This window comes from Novosphingobium sp. (assembly GCF_019748365.1).
Lineage (GTDB): Bacteria > Pseudomonadota > Alphaproteobacteria > Sphingomonadales > Sphingomonadaceae > Novosphingobium.
Genome location: NZ_JAIEPN010000173.1, coordinates 1 through 16,349, shown reverse-complemented (window position 1 = coordinate 16,349; position 16,349 = coordinate 1). Strand labels below are relative to the sequence as shown.

Genomic DNA, 16,349 nt, shown 5'->3' with positions numbered 1-16,349 from the left:
TGCCGATCCAGCAAGGACAGATCGCTTTGTTCCCGGTGCGCGACAAACCCCGGCTTGCCTCCACCGGCTGGTCAAAGTCCGCGATGCGCCACGGGGTGAGCACCGTGCTTTCAGGCGAGCGCCAGACGTTGGGGATCATCTTCCACGATGCGAGCTGAGACGGCATCCGCCTCGCCTCAGCCGCCCCTTCACATCGTCACCCCGGGCTTGACCCGGGGCTGGGCAGCCTGCCGGACAGCACTAACCGCTGTCCTACAACCCACTGGTTCGCGTATCATCGAAGCCTGCTCTTTGAACCTCGTGAACCAGACCCAAACCCGCTCATGCCGAGCTTGTCGACGCATCAGGCACGGCTCGCGCGAGTGCGTCAAATGACTGAAAAAAGGCCCTCGGAGTTTCCTCTCAGGACTGTGTCAACTGTGTCAACCTACCGCTGTTCTGTCCCGCTTCAGTACAGCAGGAACGGTGCCCGCGTCTCCGCCCACGCCGCTTCGTCCGGCTCCGCCAGCGCTTCCAGATCAGCTGGCGTGCTGCCCGCATCATCGACCCATTGCCGCAGCCCCGGCCCGCCGTTGATCACATCGATCGCCAGCTTGTCGGTGACGTACTCGTAAGGAAAATCGCGCCACAGCGGATAGTCCGGATAGAGCCGCCGCACCGCCTTGAACGCCAGCGCCTGCAGCCGCCAAGGGCGAAACGCGTGGTGATCGTAGAACGCGCCCTCGGCATGGATCATCAGCGCGTTGCACAGCTTGCCCACGTGCTTGTGAAACGTCGGCTCGAACCAGCACTCGCGCAGCGCGCAGCCTGCCAGCCATTCCGGCGCGAAGCTCTTCATTTCCGCCAGCACCGCCTTGGCATCGACATCGGGCGCACCGAAAAGCACTTCCAGCGGCCGCGTCGTCCCGCGCCCTTCCGAAAGCGTCGCGCCCTCGATCATCACGGTGCCGGCATAGGCGCGCGCCATGTTGAGGCTCGCGGCGTTGGGAGAAGGGTTGATCCAGATGCGGCTCTGCGGCCATCCGAAACCGGGGCCTTCGGGCTCCCAGCCTTCCATCGTCACCACACGGTAGTCCACGTCGAGCCTGAAGTGATCGACAAACCAGCGGCCCATCTCGCCCAGCGTCATCCCGTGCCGCATCGGCATCGGCCCTGCGCCGACAAAGCTTTCCCAGCCCGGCAGCAGCGTCGTGCCCTCAACCGGGCGGCCCGCAGGATTGGGCCGGTCGAGCACCCAGACGGCCTTGCCGGTCCCGCTCGCGGCTTCCAGCAGATAAAGCAGCGTCGTCACGAAGGTGTATATCCGGCAGCCGAGGTCCTGCAGGTCGAACAGGAAGACATCGGCGCTGTCCATCATCCGCGCCGTGGGCCGCCGCACCTCGCCGTAGAGGCTGAACACCGGGATCCCGAGCGCCGGGTCGATGAAGTCCTCGGTCTCGACCATATTGTCCTGCTTGTCGCCGCGCAGGCCATGTTGCGGCCCGAATGCAGCGGTCAGCGTGATCCCCGGGCAGGCCGCCAAGGCATCGAGCGAATGGACGAGCCCCTCCGTCACCGAGGCGGGATGGGCGACGAGGGCCACGCGCTTGCCCTCAAGCGGCGCGCGCAGCGCCGGGTCGGCGAGCAGGCGATCGATACCGAATTTCATGGCGCTTCCGGTGCCGCAAGCCGCCCGGCCATGCAAGCCGGATCGTGGAAGTCGGGCTTCTCGGGCGGGTGCGCCGAGGCCCAGTACGACTTCACGCCGCCCTCCTCCTCGATCACCGCGGTCAGGCCGTAAGCCCACGGCAGCGGCGGCAGCGCGGAGGCCGGGATGGCGGCATCGAAGATCAGGACGGACTGCCCGCGCCGCGGGGTGCACACCGGCGCGCGCTCCACTGCCCGTTCGGCCATCCCTGCGCGGTAGCTCGTGAAATCATAGGCCGCCCAGCGTTCCGAAGGAGAGAGGTTGAACTCGGCATATCCCTCTCCATCCGGCGCCTTTACGAAGAACTCGAAGCAGGTCGTCTGCCACAGCCCGTCGGTCCGCACCCGTCCGGCAAACGACGGCAGGACCAGCGCGCCCGCCCCGTCCAACTTCCAGCGCAGCGTGAGCCAGTTGGCATCGTGCGAGAGTATGCGCGCGGCAACCCTGGTCACGACTTTGGCCGGATGCGCCGGATGTGCCGTCAGGTCGAACGTTTCCAAGCCTTGCTCTTTCGTGCTAGGCGCCCCCGCGTCATGACGCAGTACACCTCTTCGCTCCTCCGCCTGCTCAGCGAGCGCGGCTATATTCATCAGCTCACCGATGCCGAAGGCCTCGATGCGCTTGCCGCCAGGCAGATCGTGCCGGGCTATATCGGCTTCGATGCGACCGCGCCATCGCTCCACATCGGCAGCCTCGTCCAGATCATGATGCTGCGCCGCCTCCAGCAGACGGGGCACAAACCGGTCGTCCTGATGGGCGGCGGGACGACGCGGATCGGCGATCCCACCGGGCGCGACGAGAGCCGCAAGATGCTCTCGGACCAGACCATCGAGGACAACATCGCCTCGATCCGCCAGGTCTTCGCCCGCCTGCTGACCTTCGGCGACGGGCCGACCGATGCGGTCATGGTCAACAACCACGATTGGCTGGGCAAGCTTGGCTATATCGAACTGCTGCAGGAAGTCGGCACGCACTTCACGGTCAACCGCATGCTCACCTTCGATTCGGTGAAGCTGCGGCTCGACCGCGAACAGCCGATGACCTTCCTCGAATTCAACTACATGATCCTGCAGGGCTACGATTTCCGCCACCTCGCGCTGCATGATGGCGTGCGGTTGCAGATGGGCGGGTCGGATCAGTGGGGCAATATCGTCAACGGTATCGAACTCGCCCGCCGCAAGGACGGCAACGATGTCTTCGGCCTCACCACCCCGCTGCTGACGACGGCAGACGGCGCGAAGATGGGCAAGACGGCGGCGGGCGCGGTCTGGCTCAACGAGGATGCGCTCCCCGCCTGGGACTTCTGGCAATACTGGCGCAACGTCGACGACCGCGACGTCGGCCGCTTCCTGCGCCTGTTCACTGATCTGCCGCTCGACGAGATCGCCCGCCTCGAGTCGCTGGATGGCAGCGAGATCAACGCGGCAAAGGTCGTTCTGGCCAACGAGGTCACGAAGCTCGTGCGCGGCGCGGATGCCGCAGCGGCGGCGGAGGCGACAGCCGCGGCGACCTTTGCCGGCGGCGGAGTCGGGCAGGACCTGCCTTCGCTTGACGTGGCAGACGGCAGCATCGCGCTGGTCGATGCGCTCATCGGCCTCGGATTTGCGGCGAGCCGCGGCGAAGCCAAGCGCCTCATCGCCGGCGGCGGCGCGCGGGTGGAGGGTCAGGCGGTGACCGATGAAGCCCACGTCATCGCCCTCGGCGGCGCTGAAATCCGCGTTTCCTCGGGCAAGAAGAAGCACGGCGTCCTGCGCCCCGCCTGACCGGCAAGGACCTGCCGTTAACCGGCAAGTCCTTACCGCAAAGCGGCAAAACGGTGCCGTGCCTTTACGAAATATCAGCCAATTGGCCCCAAATACTCCTCTGCTTGACCATTACGAGGAGCGACCATGGCCAGCGGCGCACAGCTTTCCGTCACCGATCAGCGGCTCTCCACCCGCCATCCGGTAGACTTGCCCCTGATCGGCGAGCATCGCCGTCTGGGAGATGTGATGCTGCATGTCATCAACATCTCCACCACCGGGTTCATGGTGAAGGGTGACGTCGCCCTCCAGCGCGGCGAGCGGATCACCATCCGCCTGCACCACATCGGGCGGATCGAGGCCTTCCTCGTCTGGAGCGATGGCACGCGCGCCGGCTTCCAGTTCGAGCGAATCATCAGGGGCGACGATTTCCTCATGATGATCAAGTCCTTGCAGCCCAATCCAAGGCTCCACCGCACCCGCTGATGCAGCGCAGCAACGGCGGCGCCGCGATCCGTAGCGCGCTGCCGATTTGCTCTTGTGATATTATATCATCACGCTAATGCGCACCGGTCTATCCAAATCGGGTGCAACTGATGTCAATTTCTCACGCTCTTGCCGGCCCCGCTTTCGGCGCCCTCGCCCTTGCCTCCATTTCGCCCGCGCTTGCCGCAACCGATGAAGCCGCCGGAAGCCTGCCAGCGCCGGCCGCAGCCGGAGCACCGGCCCACGGACACGGCGGCGAAGTAAACACCGGGCAAGCTGACGATGCCGGACACACCCCGATTGTCGTCACCGGCCGTCTGATTTCGGGCGATCGCGATTCGATTGTCGCGCCGGTGGTCATCAACGGCGACGAGCTCGCCCGCCATGCCGCCGCGCAGATCGGCACGCTGCTGGCCCATCTGCCGGGCGTATCGACCACCGGCTTTGCTCCCGGCGCCTCGCGTCCCGTACTGCGCGGCTTCGATGGCCCACGCGTGCAGATCCTGACCGACGGCATCGGCTCGCTCGATGCCTCGTCGGTTTCCGTTGACCACGGCGTGGCCATCGACACGCTCAATGTCGAGCAGATCGATGTGCTGCACGGCCCCGCCGTGCTTCTCTATGCGGCCGATCCCGCCGGGGGTGCGGTCAATGCGCTCGAACGGCGCATTCCGCGGCGCATGCCCGACAAGCCGGTAAGCGCGGAGGCCGTTGCGGGCTATGGCAGCGCGGCGGATTCCGTGAACCTTGCCGGCACCGTCGACGTGGCACTTGCGCCGCGCCTCGCCGCCCACTTCGACGCATCATACAACCGCGCCAGCGATGTGCGGATCGGCGGCAATGTCGTCTCCGATGCGCTGCGCACCCGTTCGCTGGCCGAAGCGGCCGATCTCGCCGCTGACGGAGATCAGGAGGGGGCGGACATCCTGACCTCGCAAGTCAACGCGCGTGGTCGTATCGCCAATTCCTGGGCGCGTGGCACCACCGTCGGCGGCGGTCTCGCCTTTATCGACAGCGGCGGCACGCTCGGCATCGCGGTGCAGCGCCTGACCAGCGACTACGGTATTCCGCTTCGCCCCTCGACCGATCCGGAAGCCGTCTCGATCGCGCTGCGCCAGACGCGTGTCGACCTGCACGGCAGTGTCAATCTGGGTGGTTTCTTCGATCGCCTCGATTTACGCGCGGCGTTCGGCGACTACACCCATGCCGAGATCGTCGGCGGCGAAGCCGAAGCCCGGTTCTTCAACAAAGCCATCGAATCGCGACTCGTGCTGAGCCAGGCCAAGCGCGGCGGCTGGCGCGGCGAGAGCGGCATCCAGTTCGGCACCCGCAATTTCAGCATCGATGGCGAGCCGCTTGTCCCCAATTCGGTCACCGAACGGTTTGCCGTCTTCACGCGGCAGCAGCTCAGCGTGGGCAGTGTCGATCTGGAAGGCAGCGGCCGGTTCGAACACGTCAGCATCGTGCCCAAGGAAGGGCCCAGCCGCAGCTTCAATCTCTTCGCGGCCGGTGCCGGTATCGCCTGGCACCCGATCGAAAGCCTGACGCTGAGCCTTTCAGCGACCCACGGCGAGCGGGCGCCGAGCCCCGAGGAACTCTACATCAACGGCGTTCATGAAGCGACGCAGTCCTACGAGCAAGGCAACCCTGCCTTCCGGATCGAGCGCAGCAACACGCTGGAGATCGGGATGCGCTACCACAGCGATCGTTTCGCTGGTGCGGTGACAGCTTATGCCACCAACTTCGACAACTTCATCGCGCCGCTGCCAACCGGAACGCGGATCGAGGACGTACCGGCGTTCCAGTTCATCCAGGGTGACGCCCGGTTCCGCGGTATCGAAGCGGAAGGCGCGTGGAAGGCCATCCGGTGGGCCGATGGCAGCGCGCTTTCGGTGGAGGGTGCGGTTGACTACGTCCACGCCAGGATCGCCGGTATCGGGCCGGCACCGCGCATTCCGCCCCTGCGCGTGCGCGGCGGGCTCGGCTTCGAGGCGGAGCGCATTGGCGCGAACGTTGAAGCCGTCTACAACGCCCGGCAAGACCGCGTTGCCACGAACGAGAACTCGGTCGATGCCTTCACCCTGCTGAACGCCAGCGTGACCTGGCGGCCCGGTGGGAAGAACGGTCCGGCCGCATTCATTCTCTCGGGCGACAACCTCCTTGACGCCACCGGCCGACTGTCCACTTCGGAGACGCGCGACTTCGTGCCGATTGCCGGGCGCAACGTGCGGATCACGCTTTCGCTGAAGATTTAAGCGACGGCCTAGTTTTGCTTGCTTGGCAAGGACGCGCCGCACTGCCATTCGGGCGGCGTGACCTTGCCCGCAGACGAACCGCGCTCACCGCTCGACATTCCGGACTACCGCCGCTTCTGGCTGGCCCGGTTCCTGTCGGTGTTCGCGACGACCGGCATGGTCGTGGTGCTGGGCTACCAGCTCTACGATGTAGCGCGCAGCCAATATGGCATGAGCATCGGCATGGCAGCCTTCCAGCTGGGCCTGCTGGGCCTTGCGCAGTTTCTGCCGGTCTTGCTGCTCACCCCGGTGGCGGGCCTCATTGCGGACAGATATGACCGGAGGCTGGTTGCCGGCTCCGCCGTAGGGATCGACATGATCGTGGCGCTGGTGCTGATGCTGGCGACCATTGCGGGCCATCTCAACCTTCCCTTGCTCTTCGCACTGGGCGCGCTGCACGGAACGGCACGCGTGTTCATCGGCCCCGCGATGGCTTCTATCGCGCCCAACGTCGTGCCCGTCCGGCTGATGCCGCGGGCCGTGGCCATCAACTCGATGGCCTGGCAGACGGGCTCGGTCGGCGGACCGGCAATTGCCGGCCTGCTTTTCGCGCAAGCGCCCGCGCTGCCCTATGGCATTTCGGTGGTGCTGCTGGGCCTTGCCACGGTGTCGGTGTTCCGCATCCGCCCGCTGCCCCCGCCAGACGAGAACAAGCGGGCGAAACCGCTGGCGCAGATCGTCGGCGGGCTGACTTTCGTGTGGAACGACCGGTTCCTGTTCGGCTGCGTCACGCTTGATCTCTTTGCCGTGCTGCTGGGCGGTGCGACCGCGCTGCTGCCGGTCTATGCCCGCGACATCCTGATGATCGGCGGGCATCCCGTCGGCCCCAACGGGCTTGGCATCATGCGCGCGGCGCCGGGGGCGGGTGCGGTGGTGGTGGCACTGCTGTTGGCCCGCAAACCCATCGAAAGCGGCGTCGGCGCCAAGATGCTGATTGCGGTCGCGATCTATGGCGCGGCGACCATCGGCTTCGGCCTCAGCCGCGACTACTTCTTCTCGCTGCTGATGCTCGCCGCGCTTGGCGCAGCCGACATGGTTTCGGTGTTCATCCGCAACACGCTGGTGCAGCTCCATACGCCCGACGCCGTGCGCGGGCGGGTCTCCTCCATCTCGGGCCTTGCCATTTCCGCATCCAACGAGCTTGGTGAAATGCAGTCCGGCGTGGCGGCGGCGCTGCTGGGCGCCACCGGCGCGGTTGTATTCGGCGGCGTGGGTGCGATAGTTGTCACCATGCTGTGGGCGGTCTGGTTCCCGGAACTCAGGCTCGTGCGCACATTTGCAGACAAGACACTTCACCAGAAGGAAGCGACATGAAAGCGGCCAATATCCTCGCCACTATCGGCAATACCCCGCACATTCGCCTCTCCCGCCTGTTTCCCGACCACGAGGTATGGGTGAAGAGCGAACGCACCAATCCCGGCGGTTCGATCAAGGACCGCATCGCCCTCGCGATGATCGAGGCGGCGGAGGCTGACGGCAGCCTCCAGCCCGGCGGCACCATCGTCGAGCCGACTTCGGGCAACACCGGAATCGGCCTTGCCATGGTCGCGGCGGTCAAGGGCTACAAGCTGATCCTCGTCATGCCCGAATCGATGTCGCTCGAGCGGCGCCGGCTGATGCTTGCCTATGGCGCGACGTTCGACCTCACCCCGCGCGAGAAGGGCATGAAGGGCGCCATCGCCCGCGCACTCGAGATCGTTGACGAGACCCCCGGCGCATGGATGCCCGCGCAGTTCGATAACCCGGCCAACGTCGCCGTCCACGTGCGGACCACCGCTGCGGAGATCCTCGCAGACTTCGCCGAAACACCGATCGACGCGCTGATCACGGGCGTTGGTACCGGCGGGCACCTCACGGGCTGCGCCGAGATGCTCAAGGGCCACTGGCCCAGCATGAAGGCCTGGGCGGTCGAGCCGACACTTTCGCCTGTCATCTCGGGCGGCCAGCCTGCGCCGCACCCGATCCAGGGCATCGGCGCCGGGTTCATCCCGGGCAACCTCCACACCCAGGCCATCGACGGCGCGATCCAGGTCGATCCGGCGGACGCCAAGGAATGGGCCCGCCGCGCTGCGCGCGAGGAAGGCATGCTCGTCGGCATCAGCTCGGGCGCGACCTTGGCGGCCATCGCGCAGAAGCTGCCGGAACTGCCTGCCGGCAGCCGCGTGCTCGGCTTCAACTACGACACCGGCGAGCGCTATCTCTCGGTGCCGGACTTCCTGCCGGAATAGGCCCGTGGAGCCCCTCGCCTATCGGGACGGCGATACCGCGCTGACGGGGTGGCTTGCCCGCCCCGTCGGTGCGCCGCGCGGCGCGGTGCTCGTGCTGCCGACGATCATGAACCCCAATCCGCCGATGGAGCGCCGCGCGCAGATGCTGGCAGATGCCGGGTTCATCGCGATGGTCGCCGATTTCTATGGCGAACCTGTGCGCGATTTCGAGCATTCGATGCAGTTGGCGGGGTCCCTGCGTGCCTCGGTCGATGGCTACCGGGCACGGCTGCGCGCCGCGCTCGATACGCTGACCGGCCTGCCCGAGGCACAAGGCCTCAAGGCCGCCGCCATCGGCTACTGCATGGGCGGACAAGCCGCGCTCGAACTGGCGCGGGACGGCGCGGACATCGTGCTGGCCGCGAGCTTCCACGGCATTCTGGAGACAGGCCGCCCGGCGGCATCCGGCGCTGTGAAAGCCCGCATCCTCGTCTGCCACGGCGATGCCGACCCGCTCGTCCCCCGCTCGCAGGTCACCGCCTTCTGGGAGGAAATGGACGCGGCCGGAGCCAACTGGCACCTCCATGCCTATAGCGGCGTGAAGCACGGCTTCACCGATCCCGGCAGCGACGCGCGCGGCGTGCCCGCCATCGGCTACGACGCCAGCGCAGACCGCCAGAGCTGGGCTGCGCTCATGGGGCTGTTCGCGGAATTTTTCTAAGCGGCGAACTGCTCCGCCGTCATCGCCATCACCGTCTCGGCGCCCGCTTCCACTTCGTAGCGCAATGCGCCTGCCTGCGGAGCAAAGCGCAGCGCCCAGTGCTTGGCACAGAGCAGCTTGGCTTCGTAGAACGCCTTGTCCGCGCCCTCCTGACCCAGAGCTGCGGCCGAAACCTTGGCCATGCGCAGCCACATCAGGCCGAGCGAGACCACGCCGGTCAGCGTCATGTAGGCATAGGCGCCCGCGCCAACCGCATTGCGGTCGGTCATGCCATGCTGGAGGAACCACATGGTCGCAGCCTTGAGGTGGCCGGTTGCCTTGGCAAGCCGCTCGGCCACCAGCTTCACAGTCTCGTCGGCACTGTCCTCGGCGCATTCAGCGTCGATCACTGCAAACAGGCGCTGGACCGCGCGGCCGCCATTGAGCGCCAGCTTGCGGCCGACGAGGTCCATCGCCTGCACGCCGTTGGCGCCTTCGTAGATCATCGCAATGCGAGCATCGCGCACGAACTGGTCCATGCCGTTTTCAGCGATGTAGCCGTGCCCGCCCCAGACCTGCTGCATGTCAGTCGCGGTCTTGTAGCCCATGTCGGTGCCGTAGCCCTTGATCACGGGGGTGAGCAGGCTGATGAGGTCGTCGGCGGCCTGCCGCTCCTCCTCGGTCGCGGCCTTGTGCGAAAGATCGACCTGCAGCGCGCCCCACAGGCACAGTGCGCGCATGCCGCCGATGAACATCTTGGCGTCCATCAGCATGCGGCGCACATCGGGGTGCACGAGCAGCGGATCGGCCTTCTGCTGCGGCTCTGCGGGGCCCGTCAGCGCGCGGCCCTGCCGGCGGTCCTGCGCATAGAGCAGCGCGTTCTGGTACGAAGCTTCCGCCTGCGCGAGGCCCTGAATGCCGACGCCGAGGCGCGCCGCGTTCATCATGATGAACATCGCGGCGAGGCCCTTGTTCTCCTCGCCGACCAGCCAGCCCTTGGCGCCGTCGTAGTTCATCACGCAGGTCGCGTTGCCGTGGATGCCCATCTTGTGCTCGATCGAGCCGACCGAAACGGCATTGCGGTCGCCCAGCGAGCCATCGGCGTTCACGAGGAACTTGGGCACGATGAACAGCGAGATGCCCTTCGACGATTCAGGGGCACCCGGCGTCTTCGCCAGCACGAGGTGGATGATGTTCTCGCACAGGTCATGGTCGCCTGCCGAGATGAAGATCTTGGTGCCGGTGATGCTGTAGGACCCATCCGCCTGCGGCTCCGCGCGGGTGCGGATAAGGCCGAGGTCGGTGCCGCAATGCGGCTCGGTCAGGTTCATCGTGCCGAGCCATTCGCCGCTGACCATCTTGGGCAGATAGGTCGCCTGCTGCTCGGGCGAGCCCTTCGACGAGATCGCCGAGATCGCGCCGTTGGCAAGGCCCGGATACATCGCGAAGGCCTGGTTGGCGCTGGCGAGATACTCCTCCATCACGAAGCCGATCACATGCGGCAGCCCCTGCCCGCCATAGACTTCCGGCGCGGCGAGCGTGCCCCACCCAGCCTCGACGTATCGCGCATAGGCTTCCTTGAAGCCCTTGGGCGTCGTGACCGAGCCATCGGGATGGCGGGTGCAGCCTTCCTGATCCCCCGAAAGATTGAGCGGGGCGACCACCTCGTTCACGAAGCGCCCGGCTTCCTCGATCACGCTATCCGTCAGGTCGCGGGTTGCAGCTTCGAAGCCCGGCAGATGGCCGTAGCCTTCAAGGCCCAGCACTTCATTGACAACAAAACGGGTGTCGCGGGTCGGCGCCTGGAAAACGGGCATGGGCTGGTCCTCTCGAAGTCTTATTCAGGATCGACGTGTCGGCCTTCGAGCTTCTCGCGCTCGATGAGCAGCGCGACAAAGCTGGTCAGTTCGGCAATCGTCGCATTTATATCGGCCTGCTGGCGCTTGAGGTTACCGATCCGCTCGCGGCACTTGTCGATTGTCACGCGGCGCTGCTTCGCGCGGCCATCGCCGAGATCGTAAAGGTCGATCATGTCGCGGATTTCGGAGAGGCTGAAGCCCACGTTCTTGGCGCGCATGATCCAGGCGAGCCTTGCCCGGTCGCGCTTCGAATAGATGCGCGCAAGGCCCACCCGGGTCGGCGCGATCAGGCCCTCATCCTCATAGAATCGCAGGGCGCGGGCGGTAACGCCGAATTCGCTCGAAAGGTCCGAGATCGTGAACTGCTCACGTGCAAGCGCATCGGGCTGATGCAAGTGTCCGGTGTGATCAGCACTGCGGGCTGCCTCCGCCCGCCGGGCTGGCACGGATGGCACCCGCTCTGGACTCGTGGTGATGGGACGCGAGGACATAAGCCGCGAACTAACTACCCTTTACGTAAGCGTCAACCTTCGATCCGCTCAAGCCCCCCGTCCGCACCGATCCGGCGGTAGAAGCACGAGGGAGCGAGCGTATGGCAGGCCGGTCCGGCCGCCTCGACTCTGAGTTCCAGCGCGTCCTGATCGCAGTCGACACGAATCTCGATCACCTTGAGCACGTGGCCCGACGTCTCACCCTTCATCCATAGCCGCCCGCGCGAACGCGAATGGAAATGGGCAAAGCCGGTTTCGCGCGTGCGGGCAATCGCTTCGGCGTCCATGTGCGCCAGCATCAGCAGCTGTCCGGTGGCGTGATCGACCGCCACGGCAGTGACGAGTCCGGCAGAGTCGAAGCGCGGCATGAACACCGCGCCTTGCTCACGCAGCTCGGTTTCGGGAGATTGCAGTGAAATGGGACAGGCCTTTCGCAGCGCTGGTGTCATTTTGTTGCAGGATAACCACATACCTTGGCCAAAATCCATGGCCCTTGAACAACATGCTTTAACCTCGGCCAGCAATGGCGGATGTATGCGGTGCGGCTTGAGGGAGCCGTAAACGCGCACCGGGTGATTGCCCGGGCGCACGAATACAGGCCAACGTTCAGGGGTCACATTACATGGGGCCCGAGCGCGGCGCCGCTCCCCGAAATGGGCAGAGCAGCGCTGTGATCGGAGAAGCGCTCAGGGATTTCGGCAGGGTCCGTCATCCGTCACTAGACCAGCAGAAACTGGGGCCGCGAGGGGCAGGCCGTGACGGGATGGAGCCGAACCGATCAGGTATCGTCACGGGAACGCCCGGAGGTAACACTCCGGGCGTTTCGTGTTTCAGGCTCCCGGAATGTCAGGCCGCCAGCGGCGCATCTTCGCGGCCGGCATGATCGAGCGCCTCATCCAGCACCCGGGCAAAGCAGGCGATGCGCACCTCCGCTACCCCCGCCTTGCGCAGCGCGGCGAGGCAGGCATCGGTCGTGGCGCCGCTCGTCATCACATCATCGACCAGCAGCACCTTTGCGCCGTTCAGCCGCCCGGCGCGGCGCGAATGCGCGCTGATGGCACCGCGCAGCGCCTCGGCCCGCGCGCGCTTGCCAAGGCCGCCAAGCGAGGGCGTGCGCTTGCGGCGCTCCAGCGCGTCAACGACGAGCGGTTGGTGGACGGCCCGCGCGATCCGCTCCGCAAGCAGCGCCGACTGGTTGAACCCGCGCTCCCACAGCCGCCAGCGGTGGAGCGGCACCGGCACGACCAGCCATTCGCCGTCCAGTTCGGGCAGGCGCCGCACCATCAGCCGTGACAGCAGGTCCGCCAGCGCGATCCGCTTGCCGCGCTTGAACGCCAGCACGAGTTCGCGCGAAGCATCGTTGTAGAGCGTCGCTGCCGCAATGCCGGCGTGGCGCGGCGGGCTTGCCAGGCACGGCGCGCACTGGACTTCGCCGGAGCGTAGGACGCTGTCGGGCAGCGGCCGCTGGCAGGTCTTGCAGGCCGGCTCTCCCGGCACGGCGAGCTTGGTCCAGCATGCGGCGCAGAGCCCGCCCTGCTGTGCCAGCGCATCGCCGCAGAGCGGACAGCGCGGCGGAAACACCAGATCGAGGATCGGGGTCAGAAACGCGGGGCCGGCCATGGTGCGGAGTGTCTGCCCCGAACACGGGATTCGCAAGAGGGACTTGGCAAGCGCCGCGCCGCACGGCAGGGGCCTCTGCGATGGCCAGCGCCCCTCCTCCCACCATCTTCGCCCCTTCCCGCCGCCGCGCGATGCGCGAACGGATGCGCTGGCTTGAGCGCGGTGCGGATGCGCCGTCGTTCCTTGCAGACGATATGGCCGAGGATGTGCTCGACCGGCTGGCCTTTCTGCGCCACCAGCCGACGCGGGCGCTGGTGGTCGGCGATACTTCCGGCATGCTGTCCAAAGCGCTGGAGGCGGGCGGATGCGCCGTTGTCCGCGCCGATCCTGCGCCGATCGCGGGCGAACAGGCCATCGACGAGGAACAGCCCCTTCCCGCTGCGGGCTTTGACCTTATCGCCCAGCTCGGCACGCTGGCGACGGTGAATGACCTGCCCGGCGCGATGCTGCATATCCGCCGCGCCCTGGCTCCCGGCGGGCTTGCCATCATGAGCCTGTGCGGTGCGGGCAGTGTCCCCGCGCTGCGCGAGGTCATGGCCGAGGCCGATGGCGAGCGCCCCGCTGCACGGATCCACCCGCAAGTCGACGTCCGCGCTGGCGGCGACCTGCTGCAACGCTGCGGCTTTGCCGAACCGATGAGCGACAGCCGCGTGCTGGATGTGCGTTACTCAAGCCTGCGCCGACTGGTGGCCGATCTGCGCGCCCAGGGGCTGGGCAATTGCCTCGCCCGCCCCGGACCGCTGCTGGGCAAGGCTGGCCTTGCGCGGGCCGAGGCGGCGTTTGCGGCGATGGCGGATGGCGAAGGCCGGGTCACCGAGCGCTTCGCCATCCTGACCATGAGCGGCTGGAACAAGGCGCTGCGGCCGCCGAAGTTCTGAGCACGCCGCCTCGATAGACGCGAGCGCCGCCCCCCCCTTCGTCATCCCCGCGAACGCGGGGATCCAGAGCGGCAGGCGCAGCATGTGGAGCCCTGGATTCCCGCGTTCACGGGAATGACGAAATGTCGAGGTCTAACCCAACGCCGCCTGCGCCGCCGCCAGCCTGGCAATCGGAACGCGATAGGGGCTGGCCGAAACGTAATCGAGGCCAACCTTCTCGCAAAACGCGATCGACGCCGGATCGCCGCCGTGTTCGCCGCAGATGCCGAGCTTGATGTCGGGCCGGGTCTCACGCCCGCGCACCGCGGCCATTTCGACGAGCTGGCCGACACCTTCGATATCGAGGCTGACGAACGGATCGCGCGGGTAGATGCCCTGTTCGACATAGGGCCCGAGGAAGCGGGCGGCATCGTCGCGGCTCACGCCGAGCGTGGTCTGGGTAAGATCGTTGGTGCCAAAGGAGAAGAACTTCGCTTCCTCGGCAATCTCGCCCGCCATCAGCGCAGCGCGCGGCAGCTCGATCATGGTGCCGACGAGGTACTCGAGCGTGCGGCCCTTTTCCGCAAAGACGGCCTCTGCCGCGCGGTCAACCAGCGCACGCAGGATCTGGAGTTCGCGGCGGGTGGCGACGAGCGGGATCATCACTTCCGGCACGACCGCCTCGCCCGACTTTTCCGCGACATCGCAAGCCGCCTCGAAGATCGCGCGGGCCTGCATCTCGTAGATTTCGGGGAACGTAATGCCGAGGCGGCAGCCGCGGTGGCCGAGCATGGGGTTGAATTCGTGCAATTCGGCGGCACGGCGCTTCAAGTGATCGACACCGAGGCCGGTCGCTTCCGAGAGCTCGGCAAACTCCGCGTCGCCATGCGGCAGGAATTCGTGGAGCGGCGGATCGAGCAGCCGGATGGTGACGGGAAGCCCGGCCATGACTTCGAAGATTGCGGTGAAATCGGCGCGCTGTTCGGGAAGCAGGCTATCGAGCGCGCGGCGGCGGGTGGCCTCGTCCTCGGCCAGAATCATCTGGCGCACCAAGGAGATACGGCCCGCATCGAAGAACATGTGTTCGGTTCGGCAGAGGCCCACGCCCTCGGCGCCGAACTGGCGCGCGACCTGGCAATCGAGCGGCGTTTCGGCATTGGCGCGCACCTTCATGCGGCGGTGCTTGTCGGCCCACTCCATGAGCACGGCAAAATCGCCGACGAGTTCGGGCTCGACCATCGGCACGGCGCCGAGCATGACATCGCCGTTCGATCCGTCGAGCGTGATGACCTCGCCTTCCTTGACCTCGCGCGTGCCCATCCGCGCGGTGCGGCTGGCCATGTCGATCGAGAGGCCGGAGGCGCCCGAAACGCAGGGGCGGCCCATCCCGCGTGCGACGACGGCGGCGTGGCTGGTCATGCCGCCGCGCGCGGTGAGCACGCCCTTGGCGGCGTGCATGCCGTGGATGTCTTCGGGGCTCGTCTCGATGCGTACGAGGATCACATCCTCGCCCATCTGCGCGCGGTGTTCGGCGCTGTCGGCATCGAACACGATGACGCCGGTGGCGGCGCCTGGCGAGGCCGGCAGGCCGCGCGTGAGCACTTCGCGCGGGGCGCTGGGATCGAGCGTCGGGTGCAGTAGCTGATCGAGCGCCATCGGATCGACGCGCTTCACCGCGGTCGCCTCGTCGATCAGGCCTTCGCGCGCCATATCCACCGCCATCTTGAGCGCGGCCTTGGCGGTGCGCTTGCCCGAGCGGGTCTGCAGCATCCACAGCTTGCCCTGCTCGACGGTGAATTCGATGTCCTGCATGTCCCTGTAGTGGGCTTCGAGCAGGTCGAACACGCGGGCGAGCTCGCCATAAGCGTCCGGCATCGCCTCTTCCATGGAAAGCGGCTTGGCCCCGGCGCGTTCGCGCGCGGCCTTGGTGAGGTACTGCGGGGTGCGGATGCCGGCGACGACGTCCTCGCCCTGCGCGTTGACCAGCCATTCGCCGTAATAGGCGCGCTCGCCGGTGGCGGGATCGCGGGTGAAGGCGACGCCGGTGGCCGAGGTTTCGCCCATATTGCCGAAGACCATGGCCTGCACGTTGACCGCGGTGCCCCAGTCATGCGGAATCGCATTGAGGCGGCGATAGACCTTGGCGCGGTCGCTCTCCCACGAATCGAACACGGCACCGATCGCGCCCCAGAGCTGTTCGTGGACGTCCTGCGGGAACGGGCGACCGAGTTCCTCTGCAACGATCGCCTTGTACTGGCCAACGAGGTCCTGCCAATGCTCGGCCCCCATCTCGACATCGGCGAAGAAACCGTTGTCTTCCTTGGCGATTTCGAGCGCATCCTCGAAGCGGTGGTGATCGAGGCCGAGCACCACGTCCGAATACATCTGGATGAAGCGGCGGTAGCT

15 protein-coding genes are annotated in these 16,349 nt (G+C 66.6%); 8 read left to right on the top strand and 7 right to left on the bottom strand.

The annotated features are described in order from the left end of the window. Positions 1 to 5 precede the first annotated feature (5 nt). A complete protein-coding gene (locus K5Q19_RS21975; protein ID WP_365760214.1) occupies positions 6 to 158 on the top strand; it encodes a 2OG-Fe(II) oxygenase in 153 nt (50 codons plus the stop codon). 290 nt (positions 159 to 448) lie between these two features. On the opposite strand, the gene K5Q19_RS18835 is transcribed toward K5Q19_RS21975, so the two are convergent. Together K5Q19_RS18835 and K5Q19_RS18830 are read right to left on the bottom strand one after the other, a co-directional pair. Further along, the gene (locus K5Q19_RS18835; protein WP_292948410.1) at positions 449 to 1,648 is read right to left on the bottom strand and encodes a DUF1343 domain-containing protein; all 1,200 of its coding nucleotides are present in this window, start codon (positions 1,646 to 1,648) and stop codon (positions 449 to 451) included. Continuing rightward, positions 1,645 to 2,187: a DOMON-like domain-containing protein gene (locus K5Q19_RS18830; RefSeq protein WP_292948408.1), complete on the bottom strand. Its 543-nt coding sequence runs from the start codon at positions 2,185 to 2,187 to the stop codon at positions 1,645 to 1,647. Before K5Q19_RS18830 ends, K5Q19_RS18835 begins: the two co-directional genes overlap by 4 nt. 33 nt (positions 2,188 to 2,220) lie before the next feature. Here K5Q19_RS18830 and tyrS point away from each other — a divergent pair, with 33 nt between their 5' ends. From tyrS to K5Q19_RS18800, 6 genes are all read left to right on the top strand, one after another. Further along, positions 2,221 to 3,450: a tyrosine--tRNA ligase gene (gene tyrS / locus K5Q19_RS18825; RefSeq protein ID WP_292948406.1), complete on the top strand. Its 1,230-nt coding sequence runs from the start codon at positions 2,221 to 2,223 to the stop codon at positions 3,448 to 3,450. Between the two features lie 126 nt (positions 3,451 to 3,576). Then, a complete protein-coding gene (locus K5Q19_RS18820; RefSeq protein WP_292948404.1) occupies positions 3,577 to 3,915 on the top strand; it encodes a PilZ domain-containing protein in 339 nt (112 codons plus the stop codon). 110 nt (positions 3,916 to 4,025) lie between these two features. Next, entirely contained in the window at positions 4,026 to 6,170 is a 2,145-nt protein-coding gene (locus K5Q19_RS18815) for a TonB-dependent receptor (protein WP_292948402.1), read from the top strand. Between the two features lie 18 nt (positions 6,171 to 6,188). Then, positions 6,189 to 7,523 (top strand): MFS transporter, encoded by a 1,335-nt coding sequence (locus K5Q19_RS18810; RefSeq protein ID WP_292948401.1) that lies wholly within the window; start codon positions 6,189 to 6,191, stop codon positions 7,521 to 7,523. Beyond that, entirely contained in the window at positions 7,520 to 8,437 is a 918-nt protein-coding gene (cysK, locus tag K5Q19_RS18805; protein ID WP_292948400.1) for a cysteine synthase A, read from the top strand. The genes K5Q19_RS18810 and cysK overlap by 4 nt, the downstream gene beginning before the upstream one ends. A gap of 4 nt (positions 8,438 to 8,441) precedes the next feature. Continuing rightward, on the top strand, positions 8,442 to 9,137 hold the full coding sequence (locus K5Q19_RS18800; protein ID WP_292948399.1) for a dienelactone hydrolase family protein: 696 nt from the start codon (positions 8,442 to 8,444) through the stop codon (positions 9,135 to 9,137). On the opposite strand, the gene K5Q19_RS18795 is transcribed toward K5Q19_RS18800, so the two are convergent. The 4 genes from K5Q19_RS18795 to K5Q19_RS18780 all read right to left on the bottom strand — a co-directional run bounded on the left by K5Q19_RS18795 (position 9,134) and on the right by K5Q19_RS18780 (position 13,086). After that, positions 9,134 to 10,933 (bottom strand): acyl-CoA dehydrogenase C-terminal domain-containing protein, encoded by a 1,800-nt coding sequence (locus K5Q19_RS18795; protein WP_292948397.1) that lies wholly within the window; start codon positions 10,931 to 10,933, stop codon positions 9,134 to 9,136. The two genes, K5Q19_RS18800 and K5Q19_RS18795, sit on opposite strands and share 4 nt — an antisense overlap. Positions 10,934 to 10,953: 20 nt before the next feature. After that, a complete protein-coding gene (locus K5Q19_RS18790) occupies positions 10,954 to 11,370 on the bottom strand; it encodes a MerR family DNA-binding transcriptional regulator (protein ID WP_292948395.1) in 417 nt (138 codons plus the stop codon). 128 nt (positions 11,371 to 11,498) lie between these two features. After that, the gene (hisI, locus tag K5Q19_RS18785) at positions 11,499 to 11,915 is read right to left on the bottom strand and encodes a phosphoribosyl-AMP cyclohydrolase (protein ID WP_292948393.1); all 417 of its coding nucleotides are present in this window, start codon (positions 11,913 to 11,915) and stop codon (positions 11,499 to 11,501) included. Between the two features lie 397 nt (positions 11,916 to 12,312). Continuing rightward, positions 12,313 to 13,086 (bottom strand): ComF family protein, encoded by a 774-nt coding sequence (locus tag K5Q19_RS18780; protein WP_292948391.1) that lies wholly within the window; start codon positions 13,084 to 13,086, stop codon positions 12,313 to 12,315. 80 nt (positions 13,087 to 13,166) lie between these two features. On the opposite strand from K5Q19_RS18780, the gene K5Q19_RS18775 reads away from it, so the two are divergent. Continuing rightward, complete coding sequence (locus K5Q19_RS18775) at positions 13,167 to 13,964, top strand: methyltransferase domain-containing protein (protein ID WP_292948389.1); 798 nt, start codon at positions 13,167 to 13,169, stop codon at positions 13,962 to 13,964. 132 nt (positions 13,965 to 14,096) lie between these two features. Here K5Q19_RS18775 and ppdK read toward each other — a convergent pair. Beyond that, positions 14,097 to 16,349, bottom strand: a 2,253-nt coding sequence (gene ppdK / locus K5Q19_RS18770) for a pyruvate, phosphate dikinase (RefSeq protein WP_292948387.1), incomplete at its 5' end; no start/stop codon positions are given.

Excerpts from the sequence above, each read along its gene's own strand:
- hisI (WP_292948393.1), bottom strand. The coding sequence starts at position 11,915 with ATGACACCAGCGCTGCGAAAGGCCTGTCCCATTTCACTGCAATCTCCC.
- K5Q19_RS18795 (WP_292948397.1), bottom strand. The coding sequence starts at position 10,933 with ATGCCCGTTTTCCAGGCGCCGACCCGCGACACCCGTTTTGTTGTCAAT.
- K5Q19_RS18815 (WP_292948402.1), top strand. The coding sequence starts at position 4,026 with ATGTCAATTTCTCACGCTCTTGCCGGCCCCGCTTTCGGCGCCCTCGCC.
- K5Q19_RS18775 (WP_292948389.1), top strand. The coding sequence starts at position 13,167 with ATGGCCAGCGCCCCTCCTCCCACCATCTTCGCCCCTTCCCGCCGCCGC.
- K5Q19_RS18820 (WP_292948404.1), top strand. The coding sequence starts at position 3,577 with ATGGCCAGCGGCGCACAGCTTTCCGTCACCGATCAGCGGCTCTCCACC.
- K5Q19_RS18780 (WP_292948391.1), bottom strand. The coding sequence starts at position 13,086 with ATGGCCGGCCCCGCGTTTCTGACCCCGATCCTCGATCTGGTGTTTCCG.
- K5Q19_RS18835 (WP_292948410.1), bottom strand. The coding sequence starts at position 1,648 with ATGAAATTCGGTATCGATCGCCTGCTCGCCGACCCGGCGCTGCGCGCG.
- cysK (WP_292948400.1), top strand. The coding sequence starts at position 7,520 with ATGAAAGCGGCCAATATCCTCGCCACTATCGGCAATACCCCGCACATT.
- tyrS (WP_292948406.1), top strand. The coding sequence starts at position 2,221 with ATGACGCAGTACACCTCTTCGCTCCTCCGCCTGCTCAGCGAGCGCGGC.